The organism is Erythrobacter sp. S227, from assembly GCF_057364925.1.
In genome coordinates this window covers 220,004-239,335 of sequence record NZ_CP200280.1, presented here as the reverse complement: position 1 = coordinate 239,335, position 19,332 = coordinate 220,004, and the positions used below count along the sequence as shown (strand labels likewise).

The window sequence follows — 19,332 nt, the reverse complement described above, 5'->3', positions numbered from 1 at the left end:
GCCAGTGTCAGCCGAAGATGAAGAGTATTTGCCGCCCTGTTATACAGTCGGCTAACATTGGTTAGGTGCGCGCACCCAACCGGGATCGAATTGCCCATGACAATTGTTCCTGAGTATCAAATTTTCGTGAAGTGATTGCTTTGCGATACAGTGCGTTTTGCATGATGCATTCCCTTCTTTGATAATGAACAATTGCGTCAGGGCGGCGCTCCTATGCGAGGCATTCGGGAAAAGCAAGCACGCATCCGTTGAGAGCGCGGCAATTAGCGCGCGAATAACGCCTCCGCAGGGCAATCAAGCCATCTTGCCGACCGGCATTAAAGGCCAATTACACCAATGGGATGGATCGCTTTTCAGCTAGCCAGCCTGATTCGCAAACGCCCCCAAAGACCGACCGCTTGAGTTAACACCGGCAAAGTCTTTACTCCTTCCACCGGCACGCCGGTTTCGCGCGTTCACTTGGTCTTAACGATCCTGTTGCCCATCCTTTTGCCAATTCCCGAAATTTGGAGCCGGAATTTGCCCCCGGCGGCCAATCGTGAACTTCTTAAAATCTTAACTAAGCCCATGAACCGCATCACCAACTCTGCCCGCTAGAACAGTGGCTAACGAGATGGAATAGTTCCGTCCCGAGGGAATTTTTGGTGTAATTATGAAAGCTCAACTCGCACGTAGCACAGCAGGCATCGCTCTGGCCGTATCGGCCATGAGCGCAGCGCACGCTAATGAGAGGACTGCAGATATTGCAGTGGCGTTCGACCCATCTGTGGCAACTGTTACAGTCGCGCAGGAAGGCACGCACGAGACAGAGAGCTCAGCGCTCCTCATCAGTGCAGTCGATCAAAAGCGGCTTGACGATACCATCGCCACGATCGAGATCGCGGCGCTTGAGGATGTGTCCAAGGTCGCTTTGAGCGATGATATCCAGCAGGCTATCTATGATGTAGACTTCACCAGCGATGGTGATGACGGCTTCGTGAATACACCCATTCCCGCATTCACACCGTTCCAGTCTGCAAACTCCAGCCCGATCATCAATGCTGTATCGCTTGGCTATGGCGACACCGCTGCACACTCTGCGACCTTCGGCCTTAGCCAGGACGCACAGCAGGCCGTTTACAACGTCAACTTCGCCGGCGACCTCAGCGGTAGCCTGGTGTCAACAACGCTACAGCTTCCGGGCGCCACCGAAACCGGTGTTGTGACCCTTCGCAGCCTTTCGCCTTTCTACGGTGACATCAACCCGTTCTGGGGTGACATCAACCCGTTCTGGGGCGATATCAACCCTTTCTGGGGCGACATCAATCCGTTCTACGGCGATATCAATCCGTTCTACGGCGACATCAGCCCGTTCTACGGCGACATCACCGCGTTCTGGGGCGATATCAACCCGTTCTACGGCGACATCATCGCGTTTGATGCCAGCAGGTTTGAATCGTTTGGCAACTTCTGGAACGTCCACCGTTCGCAGATTCAGGCGGTGAACCAGAGCTTTGATGCGATCCAGCACGACGTGCTTGGCAACATTGTACGCGACGGCGCACCAAGCCTGATGATGAATGCAGTCAACGATCTGATCTCTCAGGCCGAAGGCCAGTTCGGTGCGGAATACACCGCGCGCACAGGCAACGACTTCAGCGTTCTGGTCGACGAAATCTTCAGCCGTCACGGCTTTGACGTAACCAGCCGCGCAAGCCTCGAAGTGATGACCGCTGCAGAGCGCGGCGCGCTGCTGCTTGACTGGCACGATTCAATCAACCTGTATTCCGGCATTGACGCGGTTGACCACTGGATGTCGACCATCAACTGGACTCCGGAGCTCACCCAGATTCAGGGGCGCGGTGCTGATACAATCATCGGCATTATCGACGGCAGCTTCTCGAACGACACCGACCTTAGCAACAACATCATTTTTGCTGGCGGCTTTGACAATGAAGTTGGCGGTCACGGTGCCGGTGTTGCAAGCTTGATCGCAGGCGACCACGATGGTTTCGGTGTCATGGGCATTGCGCCAGATGTAAGCATCGCCACCTACAACCCGTTCAATCCGGCTGGCGGTTCCGGCTGGAATGAAGTCGCGGACGGCATTCTCGCGATGCAGCCTAGCGGTTTGCAGGATGCAAACCAGTTTGGCCGCACCAGCATCATCAACATGTCGCTTGGTGAAAGAGGCTGGGTCATCCCGCAAGCCATGGCTGACATGTTTGCGCGTACTGACATTCAAAGCGTCAACCGTGACACACTTTATGTGATCGCATCGGGCAACGAAGGTATCACCCAAACCGTCGACATCGAGTGGCGTTATGGTGAGGATGCAGCGAGCACGATCTTCGTTGGCTCGGTCAATCCGATGGGCGAAATCTCGTCATTCTCTAACCGTCCGGGCAGCACTTGCCTGCTCGACAACGGCGTATGCAATGCCGGTAACGAGCTTTACTTGCGCACTGTTGTTGCGCCGGGTGAAATGCTACTGCTTTCCGATGGTCACGGCGGTGTAACACGCCACAACGGCACATCGTTTGCTGCTCCCCTTGTGTCGGGCGCGGTTGCTCTTTTGCATGACCGTTGGCCCTGGCTTTCGCAGGCTCCCGAAGCTTCGGCTCAGATCATCTTCCGCTCGGCCCGCGATTTGGGCGCGCCTGGTCCTGATGAGGTTTATGGCTGGGGTCTGCTCGACGTGACCGCATCGCAGTCACCGCTCGATTTCAATTCCATGTACTTCTCGATGCACCGCTGGAACAAAAGTGCCCAAATGCATCAGAAGTTCGCAATTTCGGCGAATGATCTGCTTGCCGCTGGCATTCCAAGCCACTGGGAAACCGACCGGGTTTTCTTCACCGGCTTTGAACAGGTTGCAGGCACTTACCGCGATTTCTCGATCCCGGTTTCGTCCTTCACCGTGGGCACGAAAACAGATGCCTTGGGCCGTGGTAACGAGCGTTTCCAGGACTATGTGACCCAGCGCTTCACTAACTGGATTCAAAGCGGTGGCACCGACGCCAATGGCAACGGCCGCGACGGCTTCAGCGAAGTGCGTTCGAACGGCAATGAAATTGGCAACAGCTGGAACCTCCGGGTTGACGCCATGGCACCGCGTTTCGACCAACAGGGCAGCCTGCAAATGGTCCACGGCGCGGCAACTTTGACCAATCCGAAAGGCAACATGTCTTTCATGGTTGGCCACGGCCAAGGCGCGATGGCACTGTCGGGCTACCAGTTCGGTATCCAGAGCGACTACGATCCGATCACCGGCGGTGTTAACCCGCTGCTTGGTCTTGCTTCTGGCGAAACCTTTGCACAGGCCGGATTCCAAGTCCTGCCTTCGACCACCGTTCGCGTCGGCTTCTCGCAAAACCGCGAAAGCTGGAATGATCTGAGCAACAGCAACCCTCAGCAGGTGCTGCTCCAGCGTCAATTTGGCGATCGTCCGGCTCAGGCTCTGACTTTCGACATTGAACAGAAGGTCAATGACAACATCAAACTGGGCTTCCAGTACACGCGTTTGGACGAGGACAATGCTGTCCTTGGTCAGCAAACTGGTTCCGATGCACTTTTGGGCAATGGCGCACAAACCGAAGCCATGACCGTTTCTGCATCGTTTGACCTGGGCAGCGGCTTCTCGCTCGACATGTCAGCGACCGGTGCGCGCACTGAAACGTCTCGCGAACAATTCCTGACGAACTCAAGCGGCGTCATGAGCACCGCGGGCCAGATTTCGGCCACCAAGCGCGGCGTTCTCTCAAATCGCGACACACTGCGTTTCTCGCTTGCTCAACCACTTCAGGTTGAACGCGGTGAACTGCAGTTCACCAGCGAGCAGGTCATCGACCGTCAAACCGGCGAACTCGGTATGGTCACGCAAACTTTCGGCATTGAAACGAAGCGCCGCATCACAGCGGAAGCGGTCTACTCGATGCCGGTAAGTACCCGATCTGACTTCGCCTTATTCGGCAGGCATGTGTCGGCCGGAAACACTGCGGACGAAGCCGGCTTCGTCGTAGGCGGCAACTTCAACCTCAGTTTCTAAACCACTGATATCTCTTAATTTAGGTAGTCAAAAGTTTGGAAATTCTCTCAGGGGTAATGGGAATGTTGAAGTCACACACACAAATGCTCACAAAGATCGCAGCGGCCACAGTCTTGATGGTCAGCGCTCCGGCGGTAGCACTCTCAGGGGCAGAGGAAGCTGCATTCGAAGCCGAGATCGGCGAAGCAAAATCGAAAATGATGGGCCACTCGGCAGAGGCTCTGAAGCACGCACGCAACGCAGGGAAAATCGCTCAAGGGGAAAGCGCGAGCGCGAAAAAAGCGAGGCTGACGGCTCGCTGGCTCGAAGCCGAAGCTCTGATGCGTCTTAACCGTTCAGGCGAAGCTTCACCGATTATCGAACTCACGCTTGCGGAAACCGCTGACAATTTCGATGGCTCGAAATTGCATGCCGACCTGCTGCGTTCGCACGGAAGTTTGAAAGCGCGCCAAGGTGAGTTTTCAGTGGCCCTCCCCGCGTTCAAACGGGCTCAGGAAATTTACCAAGATGTTGGTGAAAATCGCAGCCGCGCAATCGTGCTGCTGAGCATTGGATCGGTCTATTCCGGCGCCCGCCAGTTCGATTCAGCGCTGATGTACTTCCAACAGGGACTCGAAGCATTCCCTGAAGATCCTGCGCTGGCTCTGTCGGGTCACAACAACAGCGGCAACGCTCTTAAAGGCCTTGGACGCTACTCCGAAGCGGAAAGCTCTTTTGCGCTCGCTTTGGAAGCCGCAAAGGCGAAGGGAAGCCCTCTTCTTGAAGCTCGCATCATGACCAACATTGCCGCCGTGCAAGTTGCCGATGGGCGCGCCGAAGAAGCAAAGGCCACCGCCCTGCAAGCCATGGCACTTGCCGAGGAACATGGACCTGGCTGGGCCCGGTTTGTCGATGGAGTGCTTGCACAGATCGAATTGGCAAATGGCAATCTGGCTACCGCGCAAATGCATATCGAGCGCACGTTCGATGGCGAAAGCCTTGAGGCTACCGCTGCGCATTTCCGCGATTTCCACGAGACCGCTGCCAATATCTACGCAGCTTCGGGTCAGCAAAATCACAGCGAGCTCCACAAGGCCGCTTTGACAAGGCTGAATTCCAAGGTCGCCCAGCTCGACGGCTAACCCTAAAAAAGCCTCGCGTATTAACCAGATATTCTAGAATCCAAGTCTTTAGAGGTGTGTGCAGAGTTTTTGGTCACGAGACGGGGGATCAAAGACACAGGTTTCGGCCTGGCCGACGAAAGTTTGGCAGTGTGGGAGAAGTGTAGTGACTATTATTGGCGCAAAGCGCTTGGCACTTCTTGCCACGCCAGCCTTAATGGCGCTCGCATCGCCTGCATTGGCGACTTCTGCGACTGACCAGGCCGATTTTGAAGCCGCTATCGGCGAAGCCAAATCGATGATGATGGCCGATTCCGCAGCTGCGCTGGAAAGCGCAGTGAAAGCGGAACGCCTTGTCATCGGCGACAGCGACGAAGCAGAGAAAGCGCGCCTCACTGCACAATGGCTTAAAGGCGAGGCGCTGATGCGCCTGAACCGCGCTGACGAAGCGGCCCAGACCATTCGCACAGCGATCAAAGAGATCACCACCAATTTTCCGGGCTCCAAGCTTCACGCAGACCTTTTGCGGTCCGAAGCCAGCTTGAAAGTGAGCCAGGGCGACTATGGCGAGGCTTTGTCGTGCTTCCTTGAAGCACACGAACTTTACGAAGCCCTTGGCGAAGATCGCAGCCGTGCGATTGTACTACAGAACATCGGTTCGCTCTACTCCGATGCGCGCGATTACGAACGCGTGCTGCGCTATTACAAACAAGCGAAAAGCGCGTTTCCCGAAGACAAATCGCTGTCTTTGTCGGCGCACAACAACACAGGAAATGCGCTGAAAGAGCTTGGCCGGTATGAAGAGGCCGAGGCTGAATTTCAGGAAGCGCTAAGCGTTGCGATGCAGATGGACAGCCCTCTGCTTGAAGCGCGTATCCTTACAAATATCGCGTCGGCACAATATCTTGCAGGCAATCTTGATGCGGCCGACCAATCTATCCGGCAAGCAAATGCAATCGCGTCAAGCAACGCGCCTGAATGGCTGACATTTGTCTACGGTGTAAGAGGACAGATCGCTTTGGCAAAAGGCAATGCCGGGACTGCGCGCATGTATTTTGGTCGCACATTCGAGGGCGAAGACCTGGCCAATACATCGCCCTATTTCCGGGATTTTCACGAGACCGCCTATCAAGCCTATTCGGAATCGGAGAACTACCAGCTGGCCCTGAAGCACCTTGCGGCGTTTAACCGGATTGATGGTGAAGCGGGCAAGATTTCGTCGACCGCAAACAACGCGCTGCTCGCGGCGCGATTTGATGCTGCCAATCGCGAGCTGCGCATCGAAAAACTGTCGCTTGAGAAAGCGGCGAACGAGGCAGAGCTCAACAGCACGCAGCAGCAAGTTATCCTTCTGACGGTGGCGATTGCCTTTGTGATCATTGCATTTCTAGCGGCGCTTTTGTCCCTAAGGGCAGTGAACCGCAGCCGCAAACAGATCGAGGAAGCCAACGAGAAACTGACTCATGTTATCCAGCACGATAGCCTGACCGAGCTGTATGCGCGCGACCACTTCAGGACTCTTCTCGATCAACGGATCGCAGCAAGTGTCAATTGCGATGACAGTCCGATCCTGGCCTTCATCGATCTCGATCGCTTCAAACAGGTCAACGATGAATTCGGTCACGCCGCAGGTGACCAGCTTCTCGAACAAGTTGCACAGCGTTTCCGCCTGGCAGCAGGCGAAGATGCGGTCATCGGACGCCTGGGCGGCGATGAATTCGCTCTTGTTCTGCCTGAAGGATCAACAATCGACGAAGCGGTCGAATTGTCCCATCACATCATCGATAAGGTTTGCGAGCCTTTTGCGATTGACGGGTTTGAAATCCTGATCGGTGCCTCGATCGGCCTTGCTCAAAACACCGACGGCGTAAATTCCAGTGTTCACATGACCAATGCCGACCTTGCGCTTTATGCTGCAAAAGACAGCGGCCGTGGAACCTGCGAAGTCTACGAACCGACGATGCGTGAAAAGCTGGAGGACCGTTCGAGCCTCGAAAAGGACCTGGAATCGGCCCTTGAAAAAGGACAGTTTTCGATCTGCTACCAGCCGATTGTAAGAGACTTCGAAAAAGGCGACAGCCAAACCGTGATGTGTTTCGAAGCTTTGATGCGGTGGCGGCATCCAGAGCGCGGAATTGTCTCACCAGAAGTGTTTATTCCTGTCGCCGAAGAATGCCGTCTTATCGACCGCCTTGGCGCCTGGATGCTGAGGGAGGCGTGCTCCGAAGCAGCGAAATGGTCGGACGATATCAAGCTTGCTGTCAACGTTTCCACCTTGCAGATGGGCGATCCGCATTTCTTGCAAACCGTCGCCCAAGCTCTTGCAGCCAGCGGTCTCAAGCCAAACCGGCTTGTGCTGGAGCTGACAGAGAGCCTTGTGCTGGAAATGGACGAACAGGTCGAAAAACTGCTGCATAGCCTGCAAAGTCTGGGCGTCTCGTTTGCGCTTGATGATTTTGGACGCGGCTATTCGTCGCTCAATTACATCGACAAGATGGACTTCTCGATGATCAAAATCGACCGCGAGTTCGTGCAAGCAGCAGCGGCCGGCTCGCAGCGCAGTCAAGCTGTCGTATCCGCTATCGTTGCCCTGGCGCAATCGCTTGAGATCGACGTGACCGCGGAAGGTATCGAACGCGAAGAACAAGCCGAAGCAATGGCCGAGCTTGGATGCAATTGCTTCCAGGGCTTCTACTTCGGACGCCCACAGCGCAAGGTCAATCGCTCCGGCGAAAACTACGCACCTGCTGCCAAGAAAGCCGCAGCCTGAAATCCGCCTAAGAAGCGCCTGACCCGGTAAGGCTACGATCCACCCTATCCGCTCCGCAAGCGTCTAACGCGCTAACCACCCGCCATCGACTGCGAGAATGTGACCCTGAACGTAGCGGGCCGCATCTGAGGCAAGGAATACAGCCGCTCCGCCAAGATCCGAAGGCTCACCCCAACGCTGTGCTGGAATACGCTCGAGGATTTGGCGGTTGCGATCCTCATCGGCCTGCAGTGCGGCGGTGTTGTTGGTCGCAATATAGCCAGGCGCAATTGCGTTGACCGTGACGTTCTTTGCCGCCCATTCGTTCGCAAGCAGCTTGGTCAGCCCACCGACGCCGCTCTTTGAAGCGGTATAGCTCGCGACCCGGATTCCCCCTTGAAAGGTCAGCATTGAGGCAATGTTGATGATCGACCCGCCGCCCTGCCCGATCATTTGCCGTGCTGCTGCCTGACTGAGGAAGAATAGCACCTTCAGATTGGTGTCGAGCACAGCGTCCCAATCATCCTCGGTGAAATCGAGCGCGTCATTGCGGCGGATAATACCGGCATTGTTGACCAGAACATCAAGCCGCCCAAGACCATTAAGCGTTTCCGAGACAATCCGATTGCACGGCTCGGTTGATGACAGATCTGCCTCAATCACGAGTGCACGGCGACCAGCCTGCTCGATCAGGCCAATAGTTTCCGATGCATCACTGCGCGTTACCAAGGCAATGTCGGCGCCGGCCTGCGCCAAGGCAACGGCTATGCCCTGCCCTATGCCGGTGTTGGCGCCGGTCACAATTGCGACCTTGCCCGACAGGTCAAAAGGATTGTTAGTCATCAGCCTCTCCCGATTTCAATGCGAGGACCCGGCCCTATAGACCGCGAAGATAGGCGTTGATTTGTTCATCCTGAGAATTCGGATAGAAAAGCTCTGCGAACTTCTCGCCCGCAATTGCTCCTTTGAGCAGGTCCTGATCGACGTTCTTAAGCACTGTCAGCATATCGTGGCACGCCGCCGCTTTAAGATCGGTCAGCTTGCCGCGATTGACCTTCATGATTGCAGCGCGTTCTTTTGGATAGCCAAGCCCCGGCTCATTCTCGAACAGTTTGCGGTAGCAGTCCTGCAGGTTGAGCTCCGCCGCCCAGCCAAAGCCCTTGGCATAAGGCATGGAAATCGCATTGCCGGCGTTGATCTGGCTGAAAAGGAATGCATCCGTCGGATCAATTACTAGGCCGCAAAATACGCCCGGCATTGCGTTGCAAGCGAGCATAGAGCCCATGCCGGTTCCGCACCCAGTGACCACGAAATCCGCGGCTCCCGAATTGAGCAGAATGCCGGTGAGCAGGCCGTTCATATTGTAGGTGAGCGAAGCCTTGTCTTCTGCGGTGTACATGCCGTAATTATGAACCTGATGGCCAAGCGGCTCAGCAACCGAGGTCAGCGCATCATGGATGATGGCATTTTTCGCAGCCTGGCTGTTCTCTGTGATCAAAGCAATTTTCATAGCGTTTCACTCTCTGGTTTGCTGGCGTGTTTGCCCGCTTTACGGGACGCTTCATTTGTACTGTGATATTTTTGGTAACCGGTGTCATTTATCGATGCAAGCGCTGTTTTCAGGTTACCGAATGCAGGTGTCTAATCGTCTGGCGGAGGGGCTACGGAATCCCGCTCGATCAACTGCGATGGCAACAAGGACTCTGGGATTGGCGGATCATCCGGCCCCGCCATTAGCTTGAGCGCAGCAATCCGGGCCATATCAACGATCGGCCATTTTACCGTGGTGAGCGGCGGCCAGACCTGACTGGACATTGGCGTATCATCAAAGCCGACGATAGACAGGCCTCTTGGCACCTCTATTCCCTTGCGCCGGGCACCGATCAACGCCCCGATTGCCATCTCGTCATTAGAGGCAAAAATGGCGGTTGGACGCACCGGCTTGGCCAACAGTTTGAGCGTGGCCTCAACTCCGCTTTCGAATGAGTAACGGCCCTGTTCGATCATCTCGGGATCGACCGGTAGGCCCGCCTGCTTCAAAGCATCTTCATATCCGGATCTGCGCTCAAAGGCAGAGCGCGAATTTCTGCGCCCCTGGATCAGCGCGATGCGTCGGTGTCCCAGTTCGGCGAGATAGGCAACAGCCCGCTTTACCGCCTCCCGATCGTTGGACATGACCATCTGTTCGGGGGCGTCGACCACAACCGACGCCATGCGGATATAGCGCGTTCCAAACTCGCGGCAGACTGCAGCAAGTTCGTCGTTTTCGGAGATCGGGGGAAGCAGAACCACACCATAAGGACGCTGACGTTCGAGAAAATCGCGCAGGTCCTGAGCAATCGTCGGGGAGTTGCGATCAACCGGTTGAACCATCAGGCCGAAATCGGTGCCTTCCAGCGCGTCGAGAATACCCTTCTGTACATTCACGATAAACTGCGCATTGGGATTGTCGTGCACAGCGGCAATGATGAAGTTGCGCCGCAACGCCAGCGCCCGCGCTTGAGGATTGGGGACAAATCCGATCTCCTCAATCACAGCCTCGACATGCTTGCGTGTTTTCTCGCTTAGCAGAGGCGATTTATTAATTACCCGACTAACTGTCTTTTTGGAAACCTCGGCTAGGCGCGCAACATCATTGATCGTCGGTTTGCCATTATGCTCCACTAAAGGTCCCCTTTTGCGCCCGCCATCACTTAAGCGGACTTGCCAACAAAACGAAAGTCAGAATGCGGCTGGAAGTGCAAGCGAAAGCGCTGGCACAAAGGTGATCAGGGCGAGCGCGGCCAACAAAGTCAGGTAGAATGGCCAGATCGTTCTCACCATCGCAGGCACTTCAATCTTGCCAACGGCCGAGCCGACGAACAGAACAGAACCAACCGGAGGCGTAACCAGTCCAATCCCCAAATTGAGCATCAGGATGATCCCGAAATGCACCGGGTCAACGCCTGTTGTCATTGCTACGGGAAGGAAAATCGGGGTGGTGATCACGATCAGCGGTGCCATATCCATAAATGTGCCAAGCAAAAGCAACATCACATTGATGATGATCAACGTGAGGATGGGGTTTTGCGTCATCAAGCCGATCAGACTGGCCAAAGCCGAAGGCACTTCGAGCAATGCAAGAGCAAAGCCGAATGCGCTGGCCGCAGCGATCACGAACAGCACCATCGACGCGGTCCGCACCGATTTTTGTGCAGCTTCGATAAAGCCTTTCCAGCCCAGGCTTCGATATACGAATGTTCCGATCAATGCGGTATAGATTACCGCGATGGCTGAGCTTTCGGTGGGCGTGAAAAAGCCGCTCAGAATGCCGCCCATGATGATCACGGCGGTCATCAATCCGGGAATGGCGTAAACGAAGGCAACGAAGAGTGCGCGCCAGCCCGGAAAGTGCCCTTTGGGAAGATTGCGCCTGCGTGCGATAAGCCAGGCGGTTAGCATCAACATTGCGCCAGTCAGGATGCCGGGGACTATGCCTGCCAGAAACAGATCCCCGATCGAAACGCCAATGCCAGAGGCCGCCGAATAAATGATCATGTTGTGCGAGGGCGGGATCAACAGCCCGACAACCGCCGCCGTCACCGTTACATTTACAGCGTAATCCTTGGGGTACTTTTTCTCCTCCATCAGAGGAACCATAGTGGACCCAATGGCGGATGCGCTTGCGATGGCCGAACCCGATACAGCTCCGAACATCATAGATGCGCCAACATCAACAAGGCCCAGACCGCCCCGAACCCGGCCCAGTGCTGCGTCGGCAACTCGTACCAACCGGTCGGCAATGCCAGAACGGTACATGAGATCGCCAGCGAAGATGAAAAACGGGATTGCCATCAACGTAAACACGCTGATCCCGGCGGCCATGCGCTGAACCGCGACAACCAGCGGGATATCGATCACCATGAATGTGGCAAGCGCTGCGCCAAAGAGTGCGAACGCAACCGGCACGCCCAGGAAAAGCAGTATAGCCAGCACACCGAGCAAGACGAGAATTTCCATCAGATATCCTCGCTTTCAGTGGCTTCGGCCTCGCTCTGGCCCCCGCCCCCGCCCCCGCCCTCGCCCTCGCCCTCGCCCTCACGCACGAAGTGAAGAGCCGCAAAAACTGCAATAAGCAGGCCGCAAACCGGAATTGGAATATACGCAAAGCCCCGGCTGATCCCCAAAGCGGGGACAACGTGATCGCGCACCAACCAAACCAGCTGAGCGCCATAGACCAGAAGGACAATTCCGCCGCCTGCGACGAGCGCGTGAATTACTCTGCGAACCATGCGGGCCCTGCCTTGAGAGAGCCCATTTTCGAGCAGTGCAATGCGAATGTGAAAGCCCTCATAAACGCCCGCAGCGGCGGCAAAGAAGACATACCAGATCATCAGGATCAAGGCCGCCTGTTCCGACCATGAGGGGCTATCGTTCAATACAAATCGACCGAACACCTGCCAGCCGATAATCGCTGTCATCAAGACCAACCCGGCCGCACCAAGCTTGATCAGGAATTCCGATATTTGCTGCATCAGTTTGTCCCTTTGCGCAGCGACAGTATCCGGTCGACCAGGTCCTGTTGCTGCGGCGTATCAACAAAATCGCCCCACATGCCCATCATCTTTTCCGTGAAAGGTGCAGGATCAACTTCGTTCACCTCGACACCGGATGCGAGCACGATCTCCATGCTCTTTGCGACCTGTGCATCCCATAGCTCACGCATATAGATGACCGATTGCTTGGCCGTATCGCGCACCAGTACCTGATCGTCAGCGCTTAGTTTGTCCCAGCTGATCTTGGACATCACGAACATTTCGGGCGCAAGCAAATGCCGCGTCAGGCTATAGTAGCGCGCAACTTCAAAGTGTTTTCCATTTTCGAACGAGGGCCAATTGTTTTCCGCCCCATCGATCACTCCCTGTGCAAGCGATTGATATACCTCATCAAGCGGCATTGGGGTCGCGTCAGCGCCAAGCGAGTCGATCATTCCGATGTATAAATCAGAGCCCGGTACACGCAGTTTGAGACCCGCCATATCTTCGGGTGAGTTTATCGGTCCTCGCGTGTTGTAGAAAGACCGCGATCCGGAATCGTAAAAGCAAAGTCCGATGAGGCCATGCGGTTCAAGCGAGGCAAGGATTTCATCGCCTATGTCTCCGTCCATGGCGGTCCGCATGTGTTCGGTTGATTCAAACAGAAATGGCAGCGCAGGCACTTTGGTCAGCGGCTCGATCGAATTGAGCGGCGCCAGATTGACACGGTTGAAATCCAGCCCGCCGAATGTCGTGATCTCCAGAGTATCGCGTTCATTACCCAATTGGCCGCCAGCATACATTTTGACGCCCAAGCGGCCATTGGTTCGCGCGCTCAATGTCTCACCAAAACGGATTACGGCCTGAACCGTCGGATAGCCGAGCACATGCGTGTCTGTGGAGGTAAACAGGCTCGAAAAACGCCCATTGCAAGCCGCCAGCATCGCAAGTGACCCGCCGATCATCATGCGGCGCGAAATAGACATCACCTTGGAACTTGCGACCCCATTTGCCTCGTCGTTCACGAGCTTGGCTCTGCGGCTACCAGCGACAATGAGAACGATCCGTAGTCGCCAAAAGAGATGCGCGATTTTGCACCGATTTCGGCCTCGTGGACACCTGTGATGGCACCGGTGGAAATATGCGTGCCTGGTGGCATTTCGATGCGTTTGCGTTCACCGTGTGAGAGCAGGAAGGCAATAGTCTGATCGGCCGAGCCAACAACGTCACTGACTTCGCGTTCGCCAACGTACTTTTCATTGATCATGCAAGTCACGGGAATTGGACCAAGGCCTCGTTCACGCCAATCAACGATTTCAGGCCCGATGATCATTCCGTTATTGTTGCCAAAATCGCTGATCACCGCAATCGGGCCAATCGAATTGATCGCCGGCAGCGGGCTGCTTGCGATTTCGGCCCCGATGAACATTCTGTCATGAGCACGCGTTGCACCCAATTGCACGATAAGCTCAGGCTCGATTGCGGCAAATCCGCCCATGAATACGGGCATTTCAACATGCCCGCCGTCGGTCACTGTCTCAACTGAACGAGAGAAAATCGGTCCAACCAGGCGGGTCTCGCCGAACCTGTCGATGAAAGCAGGCGGCACGCCGCCCACTTTCCATCCGACAACATCATCTTGCCACAACTTTCGGGAAAGCTCTTGGATCGAATAGGCTTCCCCGAAAGTTTGTGGAAGCGTCCCGGGAAAGCCGGGCAGGGCTTTGGCTGATTGTCTTGCCCTTACCAGAACCCGGGATATTTCCCCGAGCCTTTCCTGGGCAGCCAAGTCCTGCGTATCCATGCTTTCCTCGCTTAGCTCAGCTTCGGTCAAAACCGAACATTCGCACCAAACGTAATCCGGCGGTCAGGCAAACCCTGGAAGCAGAATTGTGCCCCATCGTTCACGCAAAACTGCTCAATATCGTCTTTCATCAGGTTTACACCCTCAACACCAATATTGATATTGTCCGTCACGTCATAGCTGATACTCGCGTTAAGCTGCCCGCGCGCACCAGTCACTGTTGGGAAACCAAGCGTACTGCCGAGTGAGGCACCGCCAGCGGTATCCAGAGTACGGAACGAGTCGCGCCAAGTGTAGCGTGCCCGTGCCGACAGACCGTATTTCTCATAGAACAGCGTGACGTTGTAAGCGTTTTTCGAGAAGTCGAGCAGGCCTTGAACAGCTGTGAACGGACCGGTGAGACCACTGCTCGATTCAAGGATCGTGGTGCCGCGTGCCGAGGATTGGTTCACAGCTTCGCCGCCGCTAAAGTCCTGATAGGTGTAGTTAGCGACAATACCAAAGCCCGAAGCAAAGCCCAACGTGTCCTCAAAGCTGGAGAGGTCATACTGGAATGCAACTTCGATACCTTTTTGCTTGGTCGTTGAGCTGTCGTTGGTCTGGGTCAAAAGATCGACACAGATACCTTGCTCGGAAATGCCGGTCACGAAGACGCCTTGGTCAGCAATCGGGTTGAAAATACCGCCGCCTTCGCAAGGTGGGGTGATGTCTTTCAATCCGCTTGAACCGCCCGGCGTGACCTCTGCTTCATCAAGCTGTGTGACGAAAATATTCGTACGCTCTTTGTAGAACACACCAACGCTGAGCACGGCTGCCGGAGCAAAATACCATGCCAAAGACGCATCATACGACGTTACCGTTTCCGGTGCGAGATTGGGGTTACCAACCCGAACAGGAGCGGTTGAGCTCGTGCCGAAAGAAACCGAAGATGAAAGGTCATTGAAGTCAGGACGGTTGATGTCCTCACCCCAGCTGGCCCGCAATACGAGGTCATCGGTCAGATCGGCGATCACGTTAAGGCGCGGCAGGAATTCGGTGTAGTTACCGCGTGTGGTAACCGATGTTACCGTGCCGTCCGGGAATACAGTGTTACCGATAGAAGCAATTGAAGTGTCGACCCAGCGAGCACCGATATTACCGCGAACAATCCCGAATTCGAAGTTCACTTGCCCGTAAACTGCATGCGTGGTTTCATCGATGTCGAAAAACGCGTCTGGTGACGCCGAAGGCTCACCGATAACTACTCCGTTCTCGGTTTGCAGGAACGCGGCCTGAATAATATCCAGCGTGCCTTCGGGATCGCTAAACGAGCGGTCTGGATCAATTAGCAAAAAGTTACGGAAGGCCAAGGTACGGCCATCGGCATCGCCAAAATTGCTAGGCCCTGGAACCAGCAGATCAGCGAAAAGTGATCCGTTCGGGCTATCGAACAAACGGCTAAAGCCGCGCGATGTACCGATATCATTGAACGTGCTTGATCGCTTGCTGTAGCGATAACCTGCGTCAACAGAAGTGATGAAGCCGGTCAGGTCTTCCAGATCAAGCGATGTATCGATCCGCGCAGCATTTTCCGCGTTGTCGATCGTATCGCGGCCGACAGTCACGGCGTCGAGCACCACGTTGTTCGGATCCAGCAACTGTTCGACGGTTGGAGCAAACGGCGAATCAAAATTGATGCCGAATGCTAGCGAGCCGCCAGACAGATCATAACGAAACGGAACCGCGTTATCGTTGCTGGTGTTGTTAGTCGGGTTGCCATTCGCGTCCAGACGGTTGAGCGGCGCGTTCGGATTGATGAAGTTCAGCGTGGTGCTGAGGTTTGGATTGACTGTGCTTGACGTCGTGCGTGATGCCTCAATCCGCGCCGAAAAACGGCCAGCGCTGAATTCGGTACCCAGAATATAAAGCTGACTGGTCGTCAGACGCGCGCCCGTGTCGCTAGAGAAACGCAAGTTCGGATCATCATCATCGCGCGCCAGATTGGGTTCGATCGTGCCGGTCAGTGCGCCCTGTATGGAGCCCAGATCGACACCGTCCAGCGTTCCGTAGTTGATGGTCTCAAATGAATCAGGAACGTTGTTGAAACGGACCGAGCTAACTCCCGATGCCTGAATTCGGGAACTGTCCTGGCGACGCTCTTGGTCGCTGATAATTGTGTCGAAATAGAATCTCAGGTTGTTTGATGGCGCGTATTCAAGCGTACCGGCAAAGTTGATTGTCTCATATTCGAAATTCTCAAGTTCCTGATTGAGGAACTGGATACCAATGAAATCGAAACCAGGACCCGGATTGCCCGCTGAATCGACGACGGCCCCTTGCGGGATGAGCGTATCGCGATCAACGCGCGGACGGAATGATGTGGCCTCCTGCTCGGCATAGCTGCCGCTCAGGACGATGCCGATTTCACCAATGCCCGTGTCCCAGCTGTTGCCGAAACTTCCGGAGATGCGCGGTGAAATGCTGTCGGATAGTTCGCTGTATTCCCCCTGAACCCGGAAAGCGACCAGACGCTCGGTCAGGTCCAATGGTCGAATGGTTCGCAAGTTGATCGTACCCCCGACAGAACCTTCAATGGTCTGTGCGGTTGGAGATTTGGTCACTTCCAATGAGGAGATGATCGCCGCGTTGACGTCTTCAAAATTGATGCCGCCCCGGCCGGTGCCAGAGCCAACGGTCCCGACACCGTTGATTTCGGTTCTATTGTCATTCGTACCGCGAATCTGGACCCCGGACCCGACGCCAGCCCGGCGGGTAATCTGAACACCGGGAATATTCTCCAATACCTCTGCGAGGTTTTGGTCGGGCAGCTTACCGATGTCCTCGGCCTGGATGACTTCAACCAGGCTATCCGCATTTCGCTGCTCATTAAGCGCGCTTGCGAGCGAGGATCGAATGCCCGTAACTACGATTGCATTGCCCGTGCCTTGCGCACCGGCGTTGACGACTGGCTCTTGCTCTGCGTCTTGCGCAAAGGCAGTACCAGGCAGACCCAAGGCAATGGTTGATGCAAGCAAGGCGCAGCGCATTTTAGTAACGCGCACGCCAGATTTTCTCGCTGAACGAGCAGCTAGTGAACTCATGATACTCTCCCATGTTTCTGCACACTCCCACGTGCAGACCGATTTATGACACCGGTTACCCCAATAATTGACACCGGTGCCAATGAACGTCAATACCCAAGTCGAAAAAGTTCGTAAGAGCGTTCAAAAGGGTGAGTGGGATGTTGGGTTTACGTATTTTTATCAAGAGTTTAAGCTGCGCCCCAATGGCCCTGTTGGCCTGTGGTACGCCCTTGGTCGCGCAAGAAATACCCCGAATTCTTGGTGATCAGAAAACCGAAGCGCAATACCCGCTTCCCGACTTTTCCTATGCCGGATATGGCTTCGGCGTTCAGCCTATTCCTGCAGTCGACAACGTCCTTGATGTCGCAAACTACGGGGCAATTCCCGATGATGGTAAAGACGATAGCGTAGCCCTCAAGGCAGCGCTCGCCGCAGCGCATGAAATGGCCGGGCCAGTCCGCGTCCAGTTGCAGCAAGGTCGCTACATCCTAAGCGAGATTTTATGGATCGAGAAAAGCGGCATTGTCTTGTCCGGTATCGGTTCAGACGACGGTGGGACGCAGCTCTACATGCCCCGCCCACTCAACCAGATAGATGACGGCGGCGCGCTCAAAGAGATCCGGGAATACTTGGCTGAAGAAGACAAATACGAGCGGCAACCGGATGCAAATCTCAATGTGCTTTTCTCGGAATACAGCTGGAGTGCCGGCTTCATATGGGTTCGCTATCCGGGCGGTCGACATGCCACCTACAAACAGAGCTACGACCGACCGATTGAGACTGTCAGCTCGATCAGCCAAGGAACTCAGTTCATGCGTGAGCTCACGGTGGCAAATCCCGATCAGCTGAACGTGGGCGACGTGCTGCAAATTCATTGGCACAATCGTCATGGCCCGGACGGGGCGCTCATCAAATCGCTTTATGGCGATACCGATTTAAAAGTCGGCAGCCGGCATTGGGAAATGCCCGATCGTCCGCTGGTGCGTCAGGCAACGCGGATCGAGGCCATTGACGGCGATCGCGTAACAATTGCCGATCCATTGCTGCATGACATAAACGCGCAGCTACCGGCCTATTTTGCGCGCTGGGATCACCTTTCCAATGTCGGCATTCAGGACCTGGCCCTGACCTTTCCGGAAAACCCCTATTTTGGTCACCATAATGAGGCGGGCTATAACGGAATTTATTTTACCGGTGTTCACAACGGTTGGGTCCGCAATGTACGCATCAGCGATGCGGATGCTGGCATACTCACCGATGACGCCGCGAACGTGACAATTGCGAATGTCGTTACCGATGGCAAACACAAGGCGCATTACGGTGTGCATATTGGTAATGTGCATAATGTGTTGGTTGAAGAACTGACGGTTTTCAATCCGACCGAACACACATTCAGTTTCAACACTCAGGCGACAAAGTCGGTCTACAAAGACTCGGTCGCCTGGCATCAGCCCACTCTTGATCAACACGCAGGGGCAAACCATCAAAATCTGTATGACCGGATCACAGTGCACGTCGTCGCTGACCAGACCACCGACGATGGCAAACCGATGTATGACCTATTCAAGGCAGGAGGCGCTGGATACTGGAACCCTGGCCATGGTCGCTACAACACCACGTGGAACCTACAGGTGATCGCCAAGGGCAATGTCCCACCCGACAGCCCGCTCGTGCTGCTCGCCGGTTCGGAAGGGCCTGACGCAAGGGTCGTCAGCCTATACGGAAACCGGGAGATCGAGCTCGATTTCACGCCCGCTCCCTATCTCGAGATGCTGAACAAAGAGATCACTTCGATCTCCTCGCTGTACGAGTACCAGCTTGGCAAACGCTAGATGCATGCTGTCTGGGGTTTGGCTAAACCCAGCTTGCGGATTGAATGTCGGCCAAATGCAAGATTTGGTAGCGGAGGAGGGACTTGAACCCCCGACACGCGGATTATGATTCCGCTGCTCTAACCACCTGAGCTACTCCGCCCCAAAAGGGTTCCCATTGGATTGAAAGCCAGCGGGAATCGCGAGGCTTCACGCCTCAAGCGAGCGCGCGATTTAGGGCGCGGACCTGCAATGGTCAACCAAA

Annotated in this window: 12 protein-coding genes and 1 tRNA gene; 4 read left to right on the top strand and 9 right to left on the bottom strand. The window is 55.2% G+C overall.

Annotated elements, in window-relative coordinates:
• Positions 1-652: 652 nt before the first annotated feature.
• From AC0V6Q_RS01055 to AC0V6Q_RS01045, 3 genes are all read left to right on the top strand, one after another.
• Positions 653-4,027 carry a S8 family peptidase gene (locus AC0V6Q_RS01055; protein ID WP_486166593.1) on the top strand — a complete coding sequence of 1,125 codons (3,375 nt, stop codon included), beginning with the start codon at positions 653-655 and terminating at the stop codon, positions 4,025-4,027.
• A 62-nt stretch (positions 4,028-4,089) separates the two neighbouring features.
• Entirely contained in the window at positions 4,090-5,148 is a 1,059-nt protein-coding gene (locus AC0V6Q_RS01050) for a tetratricopeptide repeat protein (RefSeq protein WP_486166592.1), read from the top strand.
• A 145-nt stretch (positions 5,149-5,293) separates the two neighbouring features.
• A complete protein-coding gene (locus AC0V6Q_RS01045) occupies positions 5,294-7,897 on the top strand; it encodes an EAL domain-containing protein (RefSeq protein WP_486166591.1) in 2,604 nt (867 codons plus the stop codon).
• Between the two features lie 63 nt (positions 7,898-7,960).
• On the opposite strand, the gene kduD is transcribed toward AC0V6Q_RS01045, so the two are convergent.
• The 8 genes from kduD to AC0V6Q_RS01005 all read right to left on the bottom strand — a co-directional run bounded on the left by kduD (position 7,961) and on the right by AC0V6Q_RS01005 (position 17,274).
• Entirely contained in the window at positions 7,961-8,719 is a 759-nt protein-coding gene (gene kduD / locus AC0V6Q_RS01040; protein WP_486166590.1) for a 2-dehydro-3-deoxy-D-gluconate 5-dehydrogenase KduD, read from the bottom strand.
• Positions 8,720-8,753: 34 nt separating this feature from the next.
• Complete coding sequence (locus tag AC0V6Q_RS01035; protein ID WP_486166589.1) at positions 8,754-9,386, bottom strand: RpiB/LacA/LacB family sugar-phosphate isomerase; 633 nt, start codon at positions 9,384-9,386, stop codon at positions 8,754-8,756.
• A gap of 131 nt (positions 9,387-9,517) precedes the next feature.
• A complete protein-coding gene (locus tag AC0V6Q_RS01030; RefSeq protein WP_486166588.1) occupies positions 9,518-10,540 on the bottom strand; it encodes a LacI family DNA-binding transcriptional regulator in 1,023 nt (340 codons plus the stop codon).
• Between the two features lie 57 nt (positions 10,541-10,597).
• Positions 10,598-11,875, bottom strand: coding sequence for a TRAP transporter large permease (locus AC0V6Q_RS01025; protein WP_486166587.1), 1,278 nt, complete (start codon positions 11,873-11,875; stop codon positions 10,598-10,600).
• Entirely contained in the window at positions 11,875-12,390 is a 516-nt protein-coding gene (locus AC0V6Q_RS01020; protein ID WP_486166586.1) for a TRAP transporter small permease, read from the bottom strand. The genes AC0V6Q_RS01025 and AC0V6Q_RS01020 overlap by 1 nt, the downstream gene beginning before the upstream one ends.
• Positions 12,390-13,376: a TRAP transporter substrate-binding protein gene (locus tag AC0V6Q_RS01015; RefSeq protein ID WP_486166585.1), complete on the bottom strand. Its 987-nt coding sequence runs from the start codon at positions 13,374-13,376 to the stop codon at positions 12,390-12,392. The genes AC0V6Q_RS01020 and AC0V6Q_RS01015 overlap by 1 nt, the downstream gene beginning before the upstream one ends.
• Before the next feature lie 35 nt (positions 13,377-13,411).
• Entirely contained in the window at positions 13,412-14,194 is a 783-nt protein-coding gene (locus AC0V6Q_RS01010) for a 2-keto-4-pentenoate hydratase (RefSeq protein ID WP_486166584.1), read from the bottom strand.
• Between the two features lie 26 nt (positions 14,195-14,220).
• The gene (locus AC0V6Q_RS01005) at positions 14,221-17,274 is read right to left on the bottom strand and encodes a TonB-dependent receptor (protein ID WP_486166583.1); all 3,054 of its coding nucleotides are present in this window, start codon (positions 17,272-17,274) and stop codon (positions 14,221-14,223) included.
• A 185-nt stretch (positions 17,275-17,459) separates the two neighbouring features.
• On the opposite strand from AC0V6Q_RS01005, the gene AC0V6Q_RS01000 reads away from it, so the two are divergent.
• Positions 17,460-19,088, top strand: a complete 1,629-nt coding sequence (locus tag AC0V6Q_RS01000) for a hypothetical protein (protein ID WP_486166582.1) — start codon at positions 17,460-17,462, stop codon at positions 19,086-19,088.
• Between the two features lie 65 nt (positions 19,089-19,153).
• On the opposite strand, the gene AC0V6Q_RS00995 is transcribed toward AC0V6Q_RS01000, so the two are convergent.
• A tRNA-Met gene (locus AC0V6Q_RS00995) sits at positions 19,154-19,230 on the bottom strand.
• Positions 19,231-19,332: the final 102 nt, after the last annotated feature.